Source organism: Jatrophihabitans sp. (genome assembly GCF_036389215.1).
Classification (GTDB): domain Bacteria; phylum Actinomycetota; class Actinomycetes; order Mycobacteriales; family Jatrophihabitantaceae; genus Jatrophihabitans_A.
On the sequence record NZ_DASVQG010000340.1, the window covers coordinates 1 to 19927 of the forward strand.

Annotated in this window: 23 protein-coding genes and 4 tRNA genes; 5 read left to right on the top strand and 22 right to left on the bottom strand. The window is 68.1% G+C overall.

The annotated features are described in order from the left end of the window. Positions 1-81 precede the first annotated feature (81 nt). The gene (rplL, locus tag VF542_RS19265; RefSeq protein ID WP_408653320.1) at positions 82-474 is read right to left on the bottom strand and encodes a 50S ribosomal protein L7/L12; all 393 of its coding nucleotides are present in this window, start codon (positions 472-474) and stop codon (positions 82-84) included. Positions 475-521: 47 nt separating this feature from the next. After that, a complete protein-coding gene (gene rplJ / locus VF542_RS19270; protein WP_408653321.1) occupies positions 522-1277 on the bottom strand; it encodes a 50S ribosomal protein L10 in 756 nt (251 codons plus the stop codon). Positions 1278-1763: 486 nt separating this feature from the next. Between rplJ and VF542_RS19275 the strand changes: the two genes are divergently transcribed. Continuing rightward, complete coding sequence (locus VF542_RS19275; RefSeq protein ID WP_408653322.1) at positions 1764-2186, top strand: nuclear transport factor 2 family protein; 423 nt, start codon at positions 1764-1766, stop codon at positions 2184-2186. 105 nt (positions 2187-2291) lie between these two features. On the opposite strand, the gene VF542_RS19280 is transcribed toward VF542_RS19275, so the two are convergent. The 9 genes from VF542_RS19280 to VF542_RS19320 all read right to left on the bottom strand — a co-directional run bounded on the left by VF542_RS19280 (position 2292) and on the right by VF542_RS19320 (position 11060). Continuing rightward, positions 2292-4832 carry a CHAT domain-containing protein gene (locus tag VF542_RS19280; RefSeq protein WP_408653323.1) on the bottom strand — a complete coding sequence of 847 codons (2541 nt, stop codon included), beginning with the start codon at positions 4830-4832 and terminating at the stop codon, positions 2292-2294. A gap of 130 nt (positions 4833-4962) precedes the next feature. Then, entirely contained in the window at positions 4963-6663 is a 1701-nt protein-coding gene (locus VF542_RS19285; protein ID WP_408653324.1) for a S8 family peptidase, read from the bottom strand. A 47-nt stretch (positions 6664-6710) separates the two neighbouring features. Beyond that, positions 6711-7217 carry a carboxypeptidase regulatory-like domain-containing protein gene (locus VF542_RS19290; protein ID WP_408653325.1) on the bottom strand — a complete coding sequence of 169 codons (507 nt, stop codon included), beginning with the start codon at positions 7215-7217 and terminating at the stop codon, positions 6711-6713. Beyond that, positions 7214-7804 carry an RNA polymerase sigma factor gene (locus VF542_RS19295; protein ID WP_408653326.1) on the bottom strand — a complete coding sequence of 197 codons (591 nt, stop codon included), beginning with the start codon at positions 7802-7804 and terminating at the stop codon, positions 7214-7216. Before VF542_RS19295 ends, VF542_RS19290 begins: the two co-directional genes overlap by 4 nt. A gap of 512 nt (positions 7805-8316) precedes the next feature. Next, positions 8317-9036 (bottom strand): 50S ribosomal protein L1, encoded by a 720-nt coding sequence (rplA, locus tag VF542_RS19300; RefSeq protein WP_408653327.1) that lies wholly within the window; start codon positions 9034-9036, stop codon positions 8317-8319. 110 nt (positions 9037-9146) lie between these two features. Next, a complete protein-coding gene (gene rplK / locus VF542_RS19305) occupies positions 9147-9581 on the bottom strand; it encodes a 50S ribosomal protein L11 (RefSeq protein ID WP_408653328.1) in 435 nt (144 codons plus the stop codon). A gap of 48 nt (positions 9582-9629) precedes the next feature. Further along, entirely contained in the window at positions 9630-10499 is an 870-nt protein-coding gene (nusG, locus tag VF542_RS19310; protein WP_408653342.1) for a transcription termination/antitermination protein NusG, read from the bottom strand. Positions 10500-10642: 143 nt separating this feature from the next. Continuing rightward, positions 10643-10921, bottom strand: coding sequence for a preprotein translocase subunit SecE (gene secE, locus VF542_RS19315; RefSeq protein WP_408653329.1), 279 nt, complete (start codon positions 10919-10921; stop codon positions 10643-10645). A 66-nt stretch (positions 10922-10987) separates the two neighbouring features. After that, positions 10988-11060, bottom strand: a tRNA-Trp gene (locus VF542_RS19320). Positions 11061-11312: 252 nt separating this feature from the next. Between VF542_RS19320 and VF542_RS19325 the strand changes: the two genes are divergently transcribed. Beyond that, on the top strand, positions 11313-12512 hold the full coding sequence (locus tag VF542_RS19325; RefSeq protein WP_408653330.1) for a pyridoxal phosphate-dependent aminotransferase: 1200 nt from the start codon (positions 11313-11315) through the stop codon (positions 12510-12512). 66 nt (positions 12513-12578) lie between these two features. On the opposite strand, the gene VF542_RS19330 is transcribed toward VF542_RS19325, so the two are convergent. From VF542_RS19330 to VF542_RS19360, 7 genes are all read right to left on the bottom strand, one after another. Continuing rightward, a complete protein-coding gene (locus VF542_RS19330) occupies positions 12579-12878 on the bottom strand; it encodes a GNAT family N-acetyltransferase (RefSeq protein WP_408653331.1) in 300 nt (99 codons plus the stop codon). Positions 12879-12917: 39 nt separating this feature from the next. Continuing rightward, a complete protein-coding gene (locus VF542_RS19335) occupies positions 12918-13343 on the bottom strand; it encodes a MaoC/PaaZ C-terminal domain-containing protein (RefSeq protein WP_408653332.1) in 426 nt (141 codons plus the stop codon). Further along, entirely contained in the window at positions 13340-13852 is a 513-nt protein-coding gene (locus tag VF542_RS19340; RefSeq protein ID WP_408653333.1) for an FAS1-like dehydratase domain-containing protein, read from the bottom strand. The genes VF542_RS19335 and VF542_RS19340 overlap by 4 nt, the downstream gene beginning before the upstream one ends. A 119-nt stretch (positions 13853-13971) precedes the next feature. Beyond that, complete coding sequence (gene rpmG / locus VF542_RS19345) at positions 13972-14136, bottom strand: 50S ribosomal protein L33 (protein WP_408653334.1); 165 nt, start codon at positions 14134-14136, stop codon at positions 13972-13974. 39 nt (positions 14137-14175) lie between these two features. Further along, positions 14176-14249: transfer RNA gene (locus tag VF542_RS19350), tRNA-Met, on the bottom strand. Positions 14250-14322: 73 nt separating this feature from the next. Further along, a tRNA-Thr gene (locus VF542_RS19355) sits at positions 14323-14395 on the bottom strand. Between the two features lie 372 nt (positions 14396-14767). Then, positions 14768-14852 (bottom strand) — tRNA-Tyr (locus tag VF542_RS19360). A gap of 235 nt (positions 14853-15087) precedes the next feature. Between VF542_RS19360 and VF542_RS19365 the strand changes: the two genes are divergently transcribed. Both VF542_RS19365 and rfbA read left to right on the top strand, forming a co-directional pair. Further along, positions 15088-15579, top strand: coding sequence for a YajQ family cyclic di-GMP-binding protein (locus VF542_RS19365; protein ID WP_408653335.1), 492 nt, complete (start codon positions 15088-15090; stop codon positions 15577-15579). Positions 15580-15587: 8 nt separating this feature from the next. Further along, a complete protein-coding gene (gene rfbA / locus VF542_RS19370) occupies positions 15588-16469 on the top strand; it encodes a glucose-1-phosphate thymidylyltransferase RfbA (RefSeq protein WP_408653336.1) in 882 nt (293 codons plus the stop codon). Positions 16470-16488: 19 nt separating this feature from the next. Here rfbA and VF542_RS19375 read toward each other — a convergent pair whose 3' ends face one another. The 4 genes from VF542_RS19375 to VF542_RS19390 all read right to left on the bottom strand — a co-directional run bounded on the left by VF542_RS19375 (position 16489) and on the right by VF542_RS19390 (position 18808). Continuing rightward, positions 16489-17025 carry a rhodanese-like domain-containing protein gene (locus VF542_RS19375; RefSeq protein ID WP_408653337.1) on the bottom strand — a complete coding sequence of 179 codons (537 nt, stop codon included), beginning with the start codon at positions 17023-17025 and terminating at the stop codon, positions 16489-16491. A 10-nt stretch (positions 17026-17035) separates the two neighbouring features. Continuing rightward, a complete protein-coding gene (locus VF542_RS19380; RefSeq protein WP_408653338.1) occupies positions 17036-17608 on the bottom strand; it encodes a cysteine dioxygenase in 573 nt (190 codons plus the stop codon). Positions 17609-17801: 193 nt separating this feature from the next. After that, entirely contained in the window at positions 17802-18206 is a 405-nt protein-coding gene (locus tag VF542_RS19385; protein ID WP_408653339.1) for a hypothetical protein, read from the bottom strand. Positions 18207-18499: 293 nt separating this feature from the next. Beyond that, on the bottom strand, positions 18500-18808 hold the full coding sequence (locus VF542_RS19390; RefSeq protein ID WP_408653340.1) for a hypothetical protein: 309 nt from the start codon (positions 18806-18808) through the stop codon (positions 18500-18502). Between the two features lie 176 nt (positions 18809-18984). Between VF542_RS19390 and VF542_RS19395 the strand changes: the two genes are divergently transcribed. After that, a partial coding sequence (locus VF542_RS19395; protein WP_408653341.1) for a 2-oxoacid:acceptor oxidoreductase family protein occupies positions 18985-19927 on the top strand: 943 nt, incomplete at its 3' end.

Genomic DNA, 19927 nt, shown 5'->3' on the forward strand with positions numbered 1-19927 from the left:
CAGGGGCCGCCCTCCGCGAGGAGGACGGCCCCTGCTGTGCCGTGCTGGGTCGTGCAGTCCCCGGTCAGACCGGGGAGGGGGTCACTTGACGGTGACGGTGGCGCCGGCGCCCTCGAGGGAGGCCTTGGCCTTCTCGGCAGCGTCCTTGGCGACCTTCTCCAGGACCGGCTTGGGCGCGTTGTCGACCAGGTCCTTGGCCTCCTTGAGGCCGAGCGAGGTCAGACTGCGCACCTCCTTGATGACCTGGATCTTCTTGTCGCCGGCAGCCTCGAGGATGACGTCGAACTCATCCTGCTCGGCAGCGGCCTCGTCGCCACCCCCGCCGCCACCGGCGGCCGGTGCGGCCGCGACGGCCACGGGGGCAGCAGCGGTGACGTCGAAGGTCTCCTCGAACTGCTTCACGAATGCCGACAGTTCGAGAAGGGTGAGCTCCTTGAACGCGTCGATGAGCTCGTCGGTGCTGAGCTTCGCCATGATGTGGCGTCCTTTCTGTATCGCCGGAAAGCCGGCAGATGGGTTGGTTACTGCTCCGCCGGCTCGGCGGGAGTGTCGGTTGCAGCCTCAGCGGGTGCCTCGGCCGCGGGTGCCTCGGCAGCAGGTGCCTCCGCTGCGTCTGAAGCCGGGGCAGCAGGTGCCTCGGCGGCAGCGGGAGCCTCGGTTGCTGCAGCCTCAGCGGGTGCCTCGGCCGCGGGTGCCTCGGCAGCGTCTGAAACCAGGGCAGCAGGTGCCTCGGCCGAGGTGTCGGAGGCCTGCCCGCCGCCCTCGGCCGCAGTCTTGTCCTCCAGCGCCTGGGCGAGCCTGGCGACCTGGGACAGCGGCGCCTGGAACAGCGCGGCGGCTCGGGTCGGCAGCGCCTTGAGGACGCCGGCCACCTTGGCCAGCAACACCTCGCGGGAGTCCAGGTCAGCGATCTGGTTGACCTCGGCCGCGCTCAGCGACCTGCCTTCGAGCACACCGCCCTTGATGACCAGCAGCGGGTTGGTCTTGGCGAAATCACGCAGGCCCTTGGCGGCCGCAACCGGGTCACCCTTGACGAAGGCGATGGCGGTCGGCCCGACCAGCAGGCTGTCGTCGATGCTGACACCGGCCTCGGCGGCCGCCAGCCGGGTCAGGGTGTTCTTGACCACCGTGTAGGTGGTGTCCCCGCCCAGCGCTTGGCGAAGCTGGGTGACCTGCTTGACCGTCAGGCCGCGGTATTCGGTGATCACCGTCGCCGACGATCCATTGAAATGATCGACGATCTCAGCAACCGCACCGAGCTTCTCTTTGTTCGGCATGTCCCTCCTCTCTTGCATGTCTGCGCCGGTCCGCCTGAGCAGCGAGCTCGCCGACCAGCTCCAGAAACGCAAGAACGCCCCGGCGCAGGGCGCACGGGGCGAACAGACACGTCGCTTCCGGCCATCCTGCGCGGGCCGCTCCGGCGCTGTCCGGAGCTGTTCGATCGCACGTGCGCGTGCGGTGACCAGCGGTCTTCGGGTGGATCAGGAGTCAATGTTACGGAAAAACTAACGGCCGGCCAAATTCGCCGCGCAGACGCAGAACTGCGTAGACAGCGCTTAGGCGAGCGAGGGGTGAGCGAGGACGTGAGGACGATCAGGGTCTCCCGGTTGATCTGGAGTTTCTTGGTCTGCTACTTCTTCATGGCTGCTCTCTTTGGTTGGTGGAGGAACGATTGGTCCCCCTCCTGCCAGAAGAACAGCGGGCGAGGGGCGATCCCCTCACCGATTCGCTAGGACCCATTCGTCCGCAGTAGAGGAGTAATCATGTCCCAGGACAACGTCCGCACCGTTCAAGACATCCATGAAGCAGGGGCGCACGGCAAGCACAGCCGGGCGCACTACGCCGCGCTCGTCGACAAGTACTTCGAGTATGCGCACAGCAACCGGCTGGAGGAGGTCGTCGCGATGTTCACCGACGACGCCTTCGCCACCTTCGTGGTCGCGCCGGAGCCCTTCTACGGCAAGGAGGCCATCCGTGGCTTCTACGCCCAGCTCTTCCAGGACTTCCCTCACATCGAGCCCGAGATGCTCGCGGTCGTGATCGAGGACAACCGCGCGGTCACCGAGCAGCGGATGACCATCGTCAGGCCCGACGGCACCCGCGTGGTCATGCCCTTCAACACGAATCACTTCGAGTTCGAGGGCGATCTCATCAAAACCCTGCGCGTGATGGGCAGCCCCGCCTGAGGCCGTCCCGACCGTGCAGCGGCTGCTGATCCTCAGAGGATGACCATTCCGAGGCGCTATTGCTGACGCGCGTCGCCGAACTGGCCCACTACCCGCCGGTTCCCCTCACCAACTAGAGCCGAAGCAGACGAACGGTGCCGGCGTGGCCGAACCCGAACACGCAGCGGCCAGTGCCTGTGCCGAATCGACCCCGGTCGCCAGCGCCGCGTGATAGCGGGTCATCACCTCGGCGGCGACGTCGTCATGCACCCGGGCCACCCCGGAGATCACCGCTCGGGTGCCCAGCCGCAGCAGCACGCTGGTCAGCCCGAGCGCCTCATCACCGACCCGGATGGTGGCCTGACCCAGCTCGCACGCCGACAGCACCACATGCTCGGCCGCCCGGCTGGTGTGGTCGAGCTCGTAGGCGAACAGCGGCCCGTCGACCAGCCGGATGGAGGAGAACAGCGGGTTCTCCGCCTGGTGCTGGCCGTGCGCGGCCACGTGCACCAGGGTGGCCGAGGCGAGGGCCGACACCACGTCGGCGCGACCGCCGTCGCCACCGGCCAGCACCCGCGACCGCGGCCACAACCGGCCGATCGCGGCCACCTCCTTCTCCGAGTGCACCAGATCGGGCCCGGCGACCGCCACCACCGGCCCGCTGCCACGCTCGGCCTGCCGGGTGGCCGCCAACCAGGCCGTCGCGGAGGGCGCCACCACCACCGGGCAGTGCTTCATGGGCGGCAGGTTCGTCCAGGGCAATGCCGCGAGGGACCCGGTCGGCACGATCACCAGCCGGTCCTCGGGCAGGGCCAGCGGTGCCAGCAACACCTCCGAAAGCCTGGCCAGCGATCGGTTCAACGTCGCGCAGACAGCGGAGTGCATCGCATTCGGCAGGTGTCCACGGGCAAGCACGTCGAGATCGGCGCGGACCCGGCGGATCATCTCCGACACCGTCACGCTGTTACCGATGGTCACGATGCGCGACCGGCCGCCGGCGAGGACGACGGCGTGCAGCACGCCGCCCACGTCGAAGTAGCACACCAGTGCCGTCCCGGCCCGGCTCAGCTCGGCCTCGATCTGGCCCAGCGGCGCCGGCCGGGGCGCGGTCCCCGAGCCCGCCGCCTGCCAGGCCCGCGAACGCAGGGCTCGCTGCAGCTCCGCGACCCGGCGCCGGTGCGCGTCGGCCTGCTCGGTGGCCGCGGCGTCGGACCGGATGGAGCGCAGCCCGTCGACCGCGTGCCGTAGTTCGGCCAGCAGGTCAGCGGCCACCGGGTCCGAGGGCGCGCTGACCCTCGGCAGCCGGCTCGAGGTTGCCCGCCCGCGCTCGATCGCGGCGAGCACCCCGGCCGGCTTGCCCTCGGCAAGCGCCAGTGACAGGTCCAGCTCGGCGAGCTGGCGGCCGTGCACAGCGCTCGCCGTCTGCAGGTCGATACCCCCGAACTGGGCCTGGTGGTTGGCAAGCTCGGCCAGCCCGGTACGGATCTCGCGGCGAGCGCTCGCGGTGTCCCGGGCGGCGATGGACAGCCGGGCCCGCACCAGCCGGGTATGCAGCCGGGCCGAGACCGGGTCGGTGGACCGGACCGGGCCTGCCTCGCCTGCCACCGCGCGAGCCTGCTCGGTTCGCCCGGCCCGCAGCAGTGCCTCGGCGGCAACCAGCTGGCTGGTTCGGGCCTGGGTCTCCAGGCCGGCGCCGCGAAACTCTGCCGCCAGCCGCAGTGCGGGGTCCACCAGCCGGCCACCGGGACGGCCGGCTGCCAGGTCCGCATGCAGCAGCACCAGTTCCGCGTCGCGGCGCCAGCGGTCATTGGATCGCCTGCGGAACCGGTCCCGGGCGGTCGCCGCGAGCCGGCGAGCCGCCGCGATCTCGCCGTCCAGCAGGGCGCACTCGGCCCTGGCCAGCTCGACCTCGGCCAGTTCCTTGTGCAGCCGGTCGGCCCGGAACAGCGCCGCAGCCTCGATCAGCGCGTCGTCGGACTCGCGGTGCAGGCCCACCTCCAGCAGCACCCGGGCCCGGTCCAGCAGCGCCACCGCGAGGGACACCTTGGCGTTGATGGCCTGCGCGTCGTCCATGGTCTTCAGTGCCAGCGCCAGGTTGCCGGTCAGGAATTCCAGATACCCGAGGTTGTGCTTGGCCTTGAACTCCTCCACCAGCAGGCCGTGTTCGGCCGCCAGCTCCGCCGACTGGCTCAGGTCCTGCCTGGCCCGGGCCAGCTGACCGCGGTAGAGGTGCAGGCTGCCGCGGTCGAGCAGGATGTTGCAGGCGTGCGCGGGCTCGGCGTGCTCGATCAGGGCAACCGCGGAATCGAGGTGCGCCAGGCCGGATTCGAAGTGCCCGGCACGGACCCGGATGTAGCCGTTCTGCAGATGCAGCAAGGCACTGAACTGTGGATGCTCGGCCAGGTCCACCAGCCGCTCGGCTTCGGCCAACGCGGCCAGCCCGCGCTCAGAACTCTTCAGTTCGGATTCGCTCATCGCCATGCTGACCCAGATCCGGGCCGCGACCAGCCTGGCCTCGTCGTCAGCCGCCCCGCCGAGCACCGGCAAGGACAGAGCGCGCCGGAACAGCTTGATGGCACGCAGCGGATGCCCTGCGTTGTTGTGCTCGACGCCCAGCGCGTGCAGCCGTCTCGCTTCGGCCAGACCCGCGCTGCCGGTGCGGATCATGCACCGACCCTACCGACTCGAGTGCGATGCACCTACCCCCGCCAGACCCCCGGTGCGGCCGCCGCTACACCGCAGGCTCACAGCTGTCAGCGGCTGACGGCGGCCATCCCCCGTTATCCGGGTGGAAGCATCAGTAGGCGGGTACCGGTGGCCGGCCGTTCGACAGTGCGCTGGGCTCTGGCCGCCGCAGCTGAACCAGCCGTTCCAGCGCGCTCCAGCCCCGGCCGAGCATGGCCGCCGGATCAGAGGTGTCCAGTTCCTTGGTCTCCCAGAGGGACTTGGCCACTTCCGCGGCCAGGATGGGCGCCGCGAAGGACGTGCCACTCCAGACCGAGAAGCCGCCGTGGAAGTTGTCGGGGTCGATGGTGGACCGCAGCCGGCCATTGACGTGCACGGCAGCTGCCGGCTGCAGTGATCCGTCGAAGGTGGTGGGCATGGTGCTGACCAGAGCCGCACCCTGGCGGTGGCAGCACACCCAGTCGCCGGCGTTGCTGAAGAGCGCGATCGACTCCAGGTCCGGATTGAGCGCACCCACACTGATCACCGGCAGCACGTCCCGCTCGACAGGGTTCAACCGCCGGTCCGTGTGTGGCGCGAAGCCGGCCGGGTAGAAGTGCCGAGCGGTCGCGTCATTGCCGGCGGCGGCGATCACCGCGACGCCCAGCTCGCCGAGCGCCCGCAGGGTCTCGATCAGCAACTGGTCATAGGCGAAGTCGGCCGGCAGCTCGTGGTAGTAGCCCAGGGACAATGAGATGACGTCGACGAGCCAGCTCGGCTTGTCCAGCGCCTGGGCCAGCGCCTGCCGCAGCAACAACCGGTTCAGCGCTTCCAGCAGGTCTCCCTCCGGCACCGCGCCGTCGCCGTACATCACCCGGATGGCCAGGATGTTGGCGTCCGGACAGATCTGGCGGATCAGGCCGGCGATGAAGGTGCCGTGGCCGGCATCCGTATCCAGGGTGCCCTCCAGCGGGCTGCCCAGCTGACCGCTCACCTCGGGATCGGTCGCCGGATCGGTGTGCCCGATCGGAAGGCTGCCGACCGACGGGTGGCGCTTGACGATCGAGGCCGGTAGCCAGGGGTGCTTGCCGACGCCGGTGTCCAGTACCGCGATGACCGGTCGGCGGCATGGCAGATCCTGCTGCGCGACCCGGGTGGGCACCGGTCCCAGCCAGGTGACCGGAGTCCGGCCGCCGTGCCCCGGAATGCCGTACTGCGAGCTGATCCCGACACTGCCGCCGCCCATGTAGGGCACGCCATCGACGCTGCCGCCGCCCATGTACGGCACGCCCCCGACGCTGCCGCCGCCCATGTAGGGGACGCCGGAGATGCCTGCCGAGTGGGTTGCGGTGAGCAGGTGATCCAGGCTCACCTGATGGGCGGCCGGGCTGTTCGGGCCGACGATGGACCGGTAGTTCTGCAGCACCTTCCAGGCATCCGGTGGCGCGGCCGGCTTGTCGGTGGCCGGCTCCAGCCGGACCCGGGTGGCCAGCACCCGCAGGGCCAGGTCCTCCAGACCCGCCTGCCGGGCCAGTTCCAGCAGCCTGCCGTCGGCTTCCTCGAAGACCAACCGCAGGTTCGCCTCCGTGGCCGCCTGATTGAGGGCGGGCAGCACCTCCTCGTCCAGCTTGACCGAGCGAACCAGCAGCCGGGCACCGACGTAGACGGTCGGACGGATCGGCGGCTGGCCCGGCAGCCGGACGGCACTGGAGGGGTCGAGCACCCGGCCGCCGTGCTTGTTCAGGAGCTCCGGCGGCGGGTTCAGGCTTGGCTCGCGGCGGCGACGCTTGGGCGGCGCCATGCCGATGTCGTCAGGCGTCTTGGGGGAGCTCATTGGTTCCTCATCCGGTGTGCGTTGCGACAACAGCCTCTGTTGGCTGGTCAGATCTCGACGGCGGGCGTCATGACCGGCGGGTGGGCGGCAGCCTGTGCGGGCCGCACCACGAACCGGGTGAGCCCGTGCGCGAGGTCTTCGAACACGAACCTGCCGTCGGTGTCGGCCGACACCTGGCGGCTCAGCTGGCCTTGGTGCACTTCGACGGTGGCCTCGGCACCGGGTGCGATCCAGCCGTCGATCCGCACCCGGTCCGGGCCGTCGGGGCTGATCGCGACCATTGTCGTGAGGCTGTCGCTGGTGAAGGTAAGCGTCTTGACGACGCTGGCCTGCTCGGCCCGAGAGGCCAGCGCGGCCTCGGGCAGTTGCTGGAGTTCGGCGAGTTCGGCGTTGAGGGCGTCGAGGGTGATGCTGAACTCCAGCCGGTCCACCAGATCCGAGGGAACCGGGTCGAGGTGGCTGTAGAGATCGGCAATCATGCTCAGGACGATCGCGTCCGAGGCGTCGAGTGGAGCTCCGGCCAGGTCGCCGGCAGGAATCTCGGAGGTGTTCATCGCAGCTCCCAACGAGCATCGGCGGACAGTGAAGCGCGCAGCTTCGCAAGGCATCGGCCCCGAGTCGGGCCGATGCTTCCTATGGGCATGCCCAGTGACCGGGCCAGTTCTGGATAATCAGGACGATCGGCGAAGGCGATCACCCGCAGTAGGGCCCGGCAGCGTTCGGGCAGTTCCGCCACGTGCGACCAGAGCACCTTCTCCGAAGTCCCCCGCAGCACGACGCTCTCGGGGAGCTCGTCCTCAGGGGTGCGGACGGCGTCCTCGTCGATCTCGTAAGGCAGCTGCCGCGATTGGCCCCGCATCACCCGCCAGGCTTCCCGGCGGGCGGAGATGATCAACCACTGCAGCACCGCACGAGGATCGGAGATGCCATCCGCGCTGCGGACCAATGCCAGCCAGGTGGTCTGCAGCACATCCTCGGTCGATTCCTTGTCCAGCCGTTGCGCACGGACGGTGTGCCACAGGATGGGAGTCAGCATCGCGACCAACTCCCCCATCGCCTGCGAGTCGCCGTCGCGATAGCGCTGGAACACCTCACCAGCGCGGCTGGCCAGTGTTCCTTGTTCAGCTTCGGCATTGATCATGGTTGCCACATCCGTCGTTGCGAACTTCCCGGTGTCGAGTTGCTGCCACCGTTTGCCGGTGAAGCTGAGCCTAGGACGTTTTCACTACACCACAAGGAGATTGCAGCTGCCCCATTGATACATGGCAATGGATGTACCGCTTCGGGCGTTAGATCCGCCGTGGCTTAGGGGCGGTTCGTACTTTCGGTTTTCAGCAGGAGGTATCAGCCGCGACTGCCGCCGCCTCTGCACTGGTGAGGACCGCATCCCGATTGGCCGGTCCCGGTGAGCACCCACCGGGACCGGCCGTGCGGGCAGCCGTTCCTCCACCGCGGTCGGAGAACCAGCAGCGGGGGATCTGGTTCCCGGCCGGGCGCGAATCCCGTGGCCCTGGACGTACAGCGCACCGGACGAGCGGAAGGGGCGGGCATCGCTGCCCGCCCCTTCTTCTGCTCGGCCTGTCCAGCCCTCGGGTGCCCACCGGTCAGCCAGCACTCGGCCTAGACGACCCTGCTGGTCCGACCCTGCCGGCATCAGGCCGGCGTGGTGTCCTCCAGCAGGTTGCGGGTCCGCAGCGTGTCCACCGGGATGCCGGGGCCCATGGTGGTGGCGAACACCACCTTCTTCAGGTACTTGCCCTTGGCCGAGGCCGGCTTGGCGCGCAGCACCTCGTCCAGCGCGGCGCCGTAGTTCTCCACCAGCTTCTCCGGTGAGAAGGATGCCTTGCCGATGATCAGGTGCAGGTTGGCCTGCTTGTCCACCCGGAAGGTGATCTTGCCGCCCTTGATGTCGGTGACGGCCTTGGCCACGTCCGGGGTCACCGTGCCGGTCTTCGGGTTGGGCATCAGGCCACGCGGGCCGAGGATCCGGGCGATCCGGCCGACCTTGGCCATCTGGTCGGGGGTGGCGATCGCGGCGTCGAAGTCGAGGAAGCCGTCGGTGATCTCGGCGATCAGGTCGTCACTGCCCACCCGGTCGGCTCCGGCGGCCCGCGCGGCCTCGGCCTGGGCGCCGGTGGCGAACACGATCACCCGAGCGGTCTTGCCGGTGCCGTGCGGCAGGCTGACCGTGCCGCGGACCATCTGGTCGGCCTTGCGCGGGTCGACCCCGAGCCGCATCGCCACCTCGACGGTCGCGTCGAACTTGGCGGGTGAACTCGCGATGGCGACCTTCGCGGCCTCCAGCGGGCTGTAGATCTTGGTCTGATCGATCAACTTGGCGGCGTCCTGATACGCCTTGCCGTGCTTTGCCATGAACGTACTCCTTGGATTTCCGTGGTCCGACGGCCGCCGACGGTCGGCGGCCTCCCACTCGGTGGTGCGGTGTTACTGGTGAGGCTGTCGCACTCGGCTAACGGCAACGACTAGTCCGAGACGGTGATTCCCATCGACCGGGCGGTCCCGGCGATGATCTTGGAGGCCTGGTCGAGATCGTTGGCGTTGAGGTCTTCCATCTTGGTCTGGGCGATCTCGCGGACCTGCGCCATGCTGATCTTGGCGACCTTGGTCTTGTGCGGCTCGCCCGATCCCTTCTCGACTCCGGCAGCTTGCAGCAGCAGCCGGGCGGCCGGCGGGGTCTTGGTGACGAAGGTGAACGAGCGGTCCTCATAGACCGAGATCTCCACCGGGACGACCTGGCCACGCTGGGCCTCGGTCGCCGCGTTGTAGGCCTTGCAGAACTCCATGATGTTCACGCCGTGCTGGCCGAGTGCCGGACCGACCGGCGGCGCCGGGTTGGCCATGCCGGCCTTGATCTGCAGCTTGATGACCGCGGTGAGCTTCTTCTTCTTGGGAGGCATTTCGTCGTCTCTTCTTCTGGATAGGCGGATGTGTGCTGGTCGGTGGCGCTAGATCTTGGAGACCTGGCTGAAGGACAGCTCGACCGGAGTCTCACGGCCGAAGATCGAGACCAGCACCTTGAGCTTGGCGTGCAGCGAATCGATCTCGTTGATGGTGGCGGGCAGGGTGGCGAAGGGCCCGTCCATGACGGTCACCGACTCGCCGATCTCGAAGTCCACCACCTCAACCGGAGCCGATCCGGTGCCGTCCGCGGCACCGGCCGAACCGGACTTGCCGGCCGCGCCGGACTTCTGCACCGCCGGGGCGAGGATCTTGATGACCTCGTCCATGGTCAGTGGCGACGGCTTGGAGGTCGCGCCGACGAAGCCGGTCACGCCCGGGGTGTTGCGCACGGCGCCCCAGGAGTCGTCGGTGAGCTCCATCCGCACCAGGATGTAGCCGGGAAACACCTTGCGGTTGACCTGCTGGCGCTTGCCGTTCTTGATCTCCACAACCTCTTCGGTGGGGACCTCCACCTGGTAGATGTAGTCCTCCATGTCCAGCGAGGAGATCCGGCTCTCCAGGTTGGTCTTCACCTTGTTCTCGTAGCCGGCGTAGGAGTGCACCACGAACCAGTCCCCCGGCGCCCGGCGAAGCTGGGCACGCAACTCCTCGACGGGGTCCAGCGAAACCGGCTCTGCCGGCTCCTCACCATTGCCGGCCTCACCACTGCCGGCCAGACCATCGCCAGCCGGCGCCTCGGACCCGTCGGCGGGGGCGGTGTCGGACTCCACGGAGAGTTCGGCGGCGGCCCTGGCCCACGCCTGGTCAGCGTCGTCCTCGGCAGCCTCGTTGTACTTGTCCTCGGCGCTGACCCCGTAGACCTCGTCCTCGACGTCGAGAGCGGGCAGGACGGCCTCGGCATCCGGAGCGGTCAGCTCGTCGGCGGTGCTGCCGTCAGCCGCCGCATCGTCCGCGGCGTTTCTGTCGAACTCGGTCACAGGCTCTCTTCCTTGCTATTCACGTAGTGCGGTCAGGTCGTTGGTGCGGGCCGGTCATCAGGACACCGGCGGCTGGTCGGTCAGCCGAATACCGCCAGTACCGCCTTGGCCAGCCCGAAGTCCAGCAGTGCCACGATGGTCACCATGATCACCACGAAGATCATGACCACCACGGTGTAGGTGATCATCTCCTTGCGTGAGGGCCACAGCACCTTGCGCATCTCGGACCCGGTCTCCCGGGTGCGCCGCTGCAACGCCCGGATCAGCGCCGGCAGCCACTGCCACAGGATGCTGAGGCCTCGGCCCGATCCTGGATCCGGACGCGACGACGGAGCGGGTGCGGCCTGTGTCTCAGTCACCGGTATCTCCTCTCGGGGCGCCGCCTCGTGCTCACCCGAGGTGAATGCGGTACGGCGCTGATGGCGCAGGGGCGGCAGGACTCGAACCTGCAACCGCCGGTTTTGGAGACCGGTGCTCTACCAATTGAGCCACGCCCCTCTAGCAAACCAGTCCGACCAGCCCAACCGCTCTGCCAAAGCGGACCCACCCCACAACCGCCGAATAGCGCCACCGCCACCGAAGCTACTTCGATGCGCGCACGCTCACGCACGGCCCAACGTGGACCCGGAGAGCCAGTGTAAAGGGTGGTGTCGCTGCGGCCAAAAGCCGCCTTGCGCCCAGGCCCGCCGGCCCAGGCTAGCGGGGCTGGGCGTGGCGGCAATCGCCGTGGGCATCTGGAACCATGACGGTATGGGTACCCGCATCTCAGATCGCATCTCAGCCATCGCCGAGTCCGCCACCCTGGCCGTCGACGCCAAGGCCAAGGCCCTGAAGGCGGCCGGCCGGCCGGTGATCGGCTTCGGCGCCGGCGAACCGGACTTCGCCACCCCCGACTACATCGTCCAGGCAGCCGTGGAGGCCGCGCGGCAGCCGCGATACCACCGCTACACCCCGGTCGCCGGACTTCCCGAACTGCGCGCGGCGGTGGCTGCCAAGACCCTGCGCGACTCCGGCTACGCCGTCGAGCCGTCCCAGGTGCTGATCACCAACGGCGGCAAGCAGGCCGTCTACAACGCCTTCGCCACGCTGCTGGACCCGGGCGACGAGGTGCTGCTGGTCGCGCCGTACTGGACGACCTACCCGGAGGCCATCAAGCTGGCCGGCGGGGTTCCCGTCGAGGTCCAGACCGATGAGACCACCGGCTACCTGGCCGATGTCGAGCAGCTGGAGGCCGCTCGTACCGAGCGCACCAAGGTGCTGCTGTTCGTATCCCCGTCCAACCCCTCGGGTGCGGTGTACCAGGCCGAGCAGGTCGAGGCGATCGGGGCCTGGGCGGCCGAGCACGGCCTCTGGGTGGTGACGGACGAGATCTATGAGCACCTGGTCTACGGCGGGCACCGCGCGATCTCGATCGCCACCGCCGCGCCCTCGCTGGGCGACCGCGTGGTAGTGCTCAACGGCGTCGCCAAGACCTACGCGATGACCGGTTGGCGGGTCGGCTGGCTGATCGGGCCCGCGGACGTGGTCAAGGCGGCCTCGAACCTGCAGTCGCACGCCACCTCCAACGTCTCTAATGTCGCCCAGGTGGCGGCGCTGGCGGCGGTCAGCGGTGACCTGTCCGCCGTTGCCGAGATGCGGGCCGCCTTCGACCGCCGCCGGCACACGATCGTGGAGATGCTCTCCACCATCGACGGCGTCCACTGCCCGTCCCCCGGCGGCGCGTTCTACGCCTACCCCCAGGTCAAGGGCTTGCTCGGCCGGCCGCTGCGGGGCAGGACGGCCGGCAGCTCCGCCGAGCTGGCGAACCTGATCCTGGACGAGGTGGAGGTGGCGGTGGTGCCCGGCGAGGCATTCGGCACCCCGGGCTACCTCCGGTTGTCCTATGCCCTGAGCGACGCCGATCTCGTCGAGGGCATCGGCCGGATCCAGAAGCTGGTGGCCGACAGCTGAGATTCCTCCGGTGGGACCGCCCGCTGAGATCCGTCCGCTGGACCGCGCCGCCGCTTGCCGGGCCCGTCAGGCGTCGGCGAGCAGGTCGGCGTACTCCGGGTGCTGGCGGATGTAGGCGGCGACGAACGGGCAGGCCGGCTCCACCCGGAGGTGCTGGTCGCGGATGTCGTCCAGGCAGTACCGGACCAATCGGCTGGCCAGCCCGCGTCCGCCGAATTCCGGCAAGGTCTCGGTGTGCGGGATGACCACCGTGTCGCCGCGCCGGTAGAAGTCAGCCAGACCGACCCGGCGCTCGCCGAGCCGGAGCTCGTAACGACCGGCGGCCTCGTCCTTGCTGATGCTGATGTCCTCGTCGTCACCACTCATGGGCGTACCTCCAGGTCGGTCCTTCGTTCAGGCCTGCCATCACGGCGCCAGCCGGACCCGGACCCGCGCCTTGGCCAGGACCGTCTGACCCGCCACCGACGCGGTCAGCTGGATCTCGGCGGTGTGGTCGGCCTCGTCCATCGAGCGGACCACCGCACTGACCTCCAGGGGGGTGGCCCGATCGGAGGCGACGACCACCGGGCGACTGAAACGGACCTTGTAGTCGAGCACGGCACCGGGATCCCCGACCCAGTCGGTCACCACCCGGACCGCCATCGCCATGGTGAGCATGCCGTGCGCGATGACATCGGGCAGTCCGACCTCGACAGCTGTCTGCTGGTTCCAGTGGATGGGGTTGAAGTCCCCGGAGGCGCCCGCGTAGCGAATCAGCGTCACCCGCTCGATCGGAAAGGTCTGTGCCGGCAGCTCGGTGCCGATCGCCACATCGGCGAAGCGGACGCTCATGATGCGGTCGCCTCGGTCGGTCCGGTCGCCTCGGTCGGTCCGGTCTCCTCGGGAGATCGGGTCTCCGCGGTGCCACGAGCGACCAGCGTCGAGTAGGCGGTGACGACCAGCTCGCCGTCCAGCGTGGTGATGTCGCCTCGGGTGGTGATGAGGTCGTTGCCGGCCGCTACCCGGACCGATTCCACCCGCACGCTCACCTGCAGGACGTCTCCGGCCTGGACCGGCCGGGTGTAGCGGAACTCCTGCTCGCCGTGCACCACCTTGGAGTAGTCCAGCCCGAACTCGGGGTCCCGTACCACCTGGGCCGCCGCCCGCATCGACAGAACGATCGGAAAGGTCGGCGGCGCTATGACGTCGGAGTACCCCAGGGCCTTGGCCGCCGCCTGATCTCGGTGGACCGGATTGTCGTCGCCGATCGCGTCGGCGAACTCGCGGATCTTCTCCCGACCGACCTCGTAGGGCGGGGTCGGGGGGTACTCCCGGCCTTCGAAGGACTGATCCAGCGGCATACCGGCACGCTATCTCACCGCGGCAACGCCTCGTTCGGGAGATACCCGGCACTGCCTCCGGAAACAAAACTGGCGCCAGCCCCTGCCGGGGCGGCGCCAGTCAGCGACGTGTGGTGTGCCTATCGGGTCTCACGGTGGGCGGTGTGCTTGCCGCAGTTGGGACAGAACTTCTTCAGATCCAGCCGGTCGGGGTCGTTGCGCCGGTTCTTCTTGGTGATGTAGTTGCGGTGCTTGCACTCCTGGCACGCCAAGGTGATCTTCGGTCGGACTTCGGTGGCTGCCACGTTCGTGCCTTTCGATAGAGGGTCATGCGATCTATACGGTAGCGAGGGCCGGACTTGAACCGGCGACACAGCGATTATGAGCCGCTTGCTCTACCAGGCTGAGCTACCCCGCCTCGTTCGGTCTGGTTCGGTACCGCCGCCTCGACACACCCGGAACATCGTTCAGCGAGTGCGCCGGTGAACCAGAGCCCCCTTACGGAATCGAACCGTAGACCTTCTCCTTACCATGGAGACGCTCTGCCGACTGAGCTAAGGGGGCCAGACGCTGACGTCTGGACAACCGGATCCGGCTGCCGCCAACGCCGGATGAACTCTACCCGACCCGCCTGCCGTTCCCTAAATTGGGCTACCTGTCGCGGGGGCATGGAAGTCGCCTGCGGGCATGGAAAAGCCCTGGTGATCGCACGGGGGAACGACCACCAGGGCAGTACAAGTATGAACCGTAGGTAGTCGGTTGGCAACCCCGAGCGACGAAATGTGTAGGCGATGTGGATAGTAACCAGTGAAAAGTGTCCACTAAGTCCGATGGGCACCCTTAGCCGCGCCGGTCGCCGAAGCAACACCCGGGAAAGCGAAGCGACACCCGGGAAAGGAAGGACCCCCCGGCTACAGGGCCGGGAGGTCCGTTCGGTGGTGGCGGCTGTTGGGTTCGAACCAACGTAGGCTGAGCCGGCAGATTTACAGTCTGCTCCCTTTGGCCACTCGGGCAAACCGCCTTGGAGAAACAACGTATCAACTTCTGGGTACCGCTCGTGCGCACCCCGACCAGGGCGGGCGCAACGAGCGTACACGAGGGCCCGACCTGCTTTCAGCCCACCTGGCGGCGTTCTCCGGCAGGCCGCGGGCCGGTCGGCACGGCTGGCCGTGGGGCGCTCCGCTACCGTCGCGGGTAGCTACCACAGCACGATCTCGCCGCAGTCGAATCACCCACCGCTAGGAGCATCGAACCCCATGGCCGATCCATCCTTCGACGTCGTCAGCAAGATCGACCGGCAGGAAGCCGACAACGCCCTCAACCAGGCCGCGAAAGAACTGACCCAGCGCTTCGACTTCCGGGGCACCAACGCCTCGATCCAGTGGTCCGGCGAACTCGGCATCACCATCAGGGCTGACACCGAGGACCGGGCGGCGGCCGCGTTGGAGGTCTTCAAGGAGAAGCTGGTCAAGCGCTCGATCTCGCTCAAGGCGCTCGACGCCGATGAGCCGAAGGCCTCGGGCAAGCAGTACGTCATCACCGGCTCGCTCAAGCAGGGCATCGAGGCCGATGTGGCGAAGAAGATCGCCAAGGCGATCCGGGACGAGGGCCCCAAGGGTGTGCAGGCCCAGATCCAGGGCGACCAGCTGCGGGTCTCAGGAAAGAAGCGCGATGACCTGCAGGCGGTCATCGCCATGCTCAAGTCCGGCGACTTCGGCGTGCCGCTGCAGTTCGACAACTACCGGTAACGGGCCGCATGAAGGGCATCGTCCTCGCCGGTGGCTCCGGAACGCGGCTGCATCCGATCACCCGGGCAGTGAGCAAGCAACTGCTGCCGGTCTATGACAAGCCGATGATCTACTACCCGTTGTCGGTCCTGATGCTGGCCGGCATCACCGAGATCCTGATCATCACGACACCGCACGACCAGGAGCAGTTCATCCGGCTGCTCGGCGACGGCTCGGACCTGGGCATCCAGCTCAGCTACGCGGTGCAACCGGAACCGGCGGGCCTGGCCCAGGCATTTCTCATCGGCCGCGAGCACGTCGGCTCGGACACCGTGGCGTTGGTGCTCGGGGACAACATCTTCTACGGCCACCTGCTCGGGCGCACCCTGACCGACGCCGCACAGCTGACGGTGGGCTGCCGGCTGTTCGGCTACCAGGTCTCTGACCCGGAGCGCTACGGGGTCGCCGAGGCTGACGCCGACGGCCGGTTGATCTCCATCGAGGAGAAGCCGGCGGTGCCGAAGTCGAACCTGGCCGTCACAGGTCTGTACTTCTACGACAACACCGTCCTGGACGCGGCTGCCGAGCTTCGACCGTCGGCTCGGGGCGAGTTGGAGATCACCGACCTCAACAACCTCTACGTGGCCCAGGGCACCGCCGAACTCATCGACCTGGGCCGCGGCACGGCCTGGCTGGACACCGGAACCCACGACTCGCTGCTGGAGGCGGGCCAGTTCGTCCAGGTTCTCGAGCACCGCCAGGGCGTCCGGATCGCGTGCCTGGAGGAGATCGCCCTGTCCCGCGGCTTCATCGATGCCAGCCAGGCGCTGAGCCTGGGCCACGCACTGGCCAAGTCGGGCTACGGGCAGTACGTCATCGACGTGGCGCAACGGGCGCTGGCCCGGGTCTGAGGCGGGATCAACCCGCCGGTCACCCTGCTCGATCTGCCCGGTCGGTCTGCCCCGTCCGCCTGTCCGGCTGGTCTGCCCGGGCAGAGGGCTCCGGCGGCAACAGCGCGGCAGCAACGCCGGCCTCGTTGCCCACCGTTCCGACCACCTGCTCGACCCGGCTGGGGCCGGCGACCAGCGGCAGGCCGGCTGCTTGCCAGGCGCGGATGCCCCCGATCAGGTCGGTGGCATCGACGCCGATCGAGCGCAGTGACGCGGCGGCCAGCGAGGACGTGAAGCCCTCGGCGCACACCACGATCCAGCGTTGCCCGGGTTGGGCCCAGCGGAGCCTGGCCGCCGATCGCGGGTGCAACCGCCACTCCAGATGGTTGCGCTCCACCACCAGGGCGCCGCTGATCTCACCGTCGCGGGCTCGTTGCCAGGCCGGTCGGATGTCGACCAGGCGGGCACCGTCGGCCACCGCGGCGGCCGCCTCGGGGGCACTCAGCCGTTCCAGCCCGGCTCGAGCGGCAGCCAGCAGGTCCTCGACCCCGCTGAATCCGGCCCCTGTTTCGCTCATGCCGCCCCGCTCATGCCGCCGGTGAACCCATACTCAGTACTGGCTCCGGGTGCTCGGTCGGCATGCTCACCAGTGTGCGCAGTGCACCGGCATCGTCAAGGTCATAGAAGCTCATGCTGGTCAGGGGCGGTGAGTACGCGTGGACGCTGATCGCCGGCTCCCGTGACAGGTTGCGCACATCGTGAACGTAGTGGCGGCCGAATCCCGCCCCGCTGCCGCTGGGCCGGTGGCGCTCGACCAGCGGCGGCCCGGCACCCGGCCCGGACGCCTCCGGCCACCGGCCGGCTGCCGCCGCGGCCGGCTGGTAGATCGCCTCGGTGAGTACACCGCTGAGCACGGTGAACGCCCCGGCCGAACCGCCGTGGTCGTGCAGTTGAGTGCCTTGGCTGGGCAGCCAGCTGATCAGCCACAGGTCCACCCGCTGGTCGCGGTAGAGCCGCCGGTGCCACCGCCGGCCCTCGTCGTACTCGACGAGATACCGGCAGGCGAGCACCTCGTCAGCGATGAATCGGGCGAAGTCCAGGAGTTCGACAGGGTTGAGGAAGGGCTCGGGCAAGCCCGAAGCACGCCGATGGGCGCTCATAGCAGGTTCTCCAGGGTTAGCGAACAGACAGGGCGCGGGCCGCGACAGCGGGTCCTGTGGCTAACAGCTCTGGTCGAAGGAGTAGGCGCGCCGGCTGGTCCAGAAGGACACCTGCCAGAACGGACGCGGCACGGCCACTGCGGACCGGCGAGACTGCGTCATGTGATCAGTATGCCAAACGGCGGGAGATTCTCTAGTTCGCCCATCGGAAAGAGGCCATGAGCTGCTCGAACCTCTTCAGCAGTTCGACGCAGTCACTTCCGCCGGTGAACTCGGCAAGCAGGGCCAGCTGGCCGTCGGGGGCGGGCACCACGTAGCGGGCGGATCCGGCGGCGACGTCCATATCGATCAGCTCCGCGACAGGGCTGTTGGCGTCCAGGCGCACCGATTCGACCGGCTCGTCCAGCAGGCCGATGCTCAGCACGGCACTCGCGGGCGTCAGGTCACGCATGTTGATGACAGCCGTGCTGAGCACGGCAACCACAGGGGCACCACCTACCTCTTCCGGTACCGAACCGTCGTCAGGCGTGGCTACCAGCCAGTCACGACAGTCCAGTTCGAAGGCCGGCAACTCCAATGCGTGGAGATCGCTGTCCATAACGCCCCCTAGCTCACGTGCTATACCGCCGACCCACCAGCACCGGGTTCCGGTTGCCGCGTTGGTAGTACCCGCGACGCCGGGCTTCTAGACATCTTTTGAGAAAGTCGTAGCTCAATCTGCTTCAATTCGGACACTGTCCTCGCCAGAAAATACCATCCGGACGGTCTTGAAACCAGAAGTTCACGGAAGGCTTTTCGGGTAAGGGTTTCCGGGCTCGCTACGGCCCGCTCCGAGGCCAGTCATTGTGGTAGGGAAGCCGGTCCATTCCTGGCGAAACGTGCTTCCGGCTGTCAATCGGTGCCGGTGGCGGCCACCGTCGCTAACTCCCTTTCGAGTTGGCGATATGCGCTTAGGCTTTGCGCCACCGAACTGGCAGCACTGTCCAGAAATGTCTGCAATGTGAGTCGCTGTTTGTGCCAGTTACGCTCTACTCGAACTAGCGCGTCCCGAAGATCGGGATCATCCATTTGACTACTCAAAGAGCCGTTTCGCGCCAATTCGTCACTGAGAGTGTGGATAGCAGTGACAAGTTGGCCCAGTGCGGTGAAGTCGACCTCTATGTCGGGGGCCGAGCCGCCCACCTTGTCCCGTGCTCGCATACCCGCCGAGGGTAGACAGGCGGTTTGACGAGGTGCAAAAGTTTTCCACAGCCGTGAGCGAGGCCACTCGGACCGACCGGCGCCCACTCTCTACCATGGAGGGGTAGCGCCTGACGCGTGAACCCGTGCCCGGTTCGGTTGGCTGCTCTTACGCAGTATTGGAGGCGGACAGTCGCATGTCCACAGAGGTCCGGCAACTCGATCGAGTAGTCATCCGGATCGCCGGTGACTCTGGCGACGGCATGCAACTCACCGGCGACCGCTTCACCCAGGAAACGGCTAATTTCGGCAACGACCTGTCGAGCCAGCCGAACTTCCCGGCCGAGATCCGGGCACCTGCCGGCACACTGGCCGGGGTCTCCTCCTTCCAGCTGCATTTCGCCGACCACGACATCCTCACCCCTGGTGACCGGCCCGACGTGCTGGTGGCGATGAACCCGGCAGCCCTGAAGGCCAACCTCGGCGACCTGCTGAAGGGCGCCACGATCATCGTCGACACCCGCGACTTCACCGAACGTGCGCTGGCCCGCATCGGCTGGTCGAGCAACCCGCTCACCGACGGCACCCTGGACTCCTTCACGGTGCACGCCCTGGACCTGACCCAGCTGACCCTGGACGCGCTGGCTCACACCAGCCTCTCCCGCAAGGACGCCGGCCGCTCCAAGAACATGTACGCCCTCGGCCTGCTGTCCTGGATGTACTCCCGGCCCACCGAAGGCACCCTGCAGTTCCTCCGCGAGAAGTTCGCCAAGAAGCCCGAGATCGCCGAGGCCAACATCTCGGCGTTCAAGGCCGGCTGGAACTACGGCGAGACCACCGAGGCCTTCGGGGTCTCCTACGAGGTGAAGCCGGCGGCGCTGGCCTCCGGCAACTACCGCAACATCGCCGGCAACCTGGCGTTGGCCTACGGCCTGATCGCCGGTGCCCAGCTGACCAGGCTGCCCCTGTTCCTCGGCGCCTATCCGATCACGCCGGCCTCGGACATCCTGCACGAGCTGTCCAAGCACAAGCGCTTCGGCGTGACCACCTTCCAGGCCGAGGACGAGATCGCCGGCATCGGCGCGGCGCTGGGTGCTTCCTTCGGCGGCGCGCTCGGCGTCACGACGTCCTCCGGTCCCG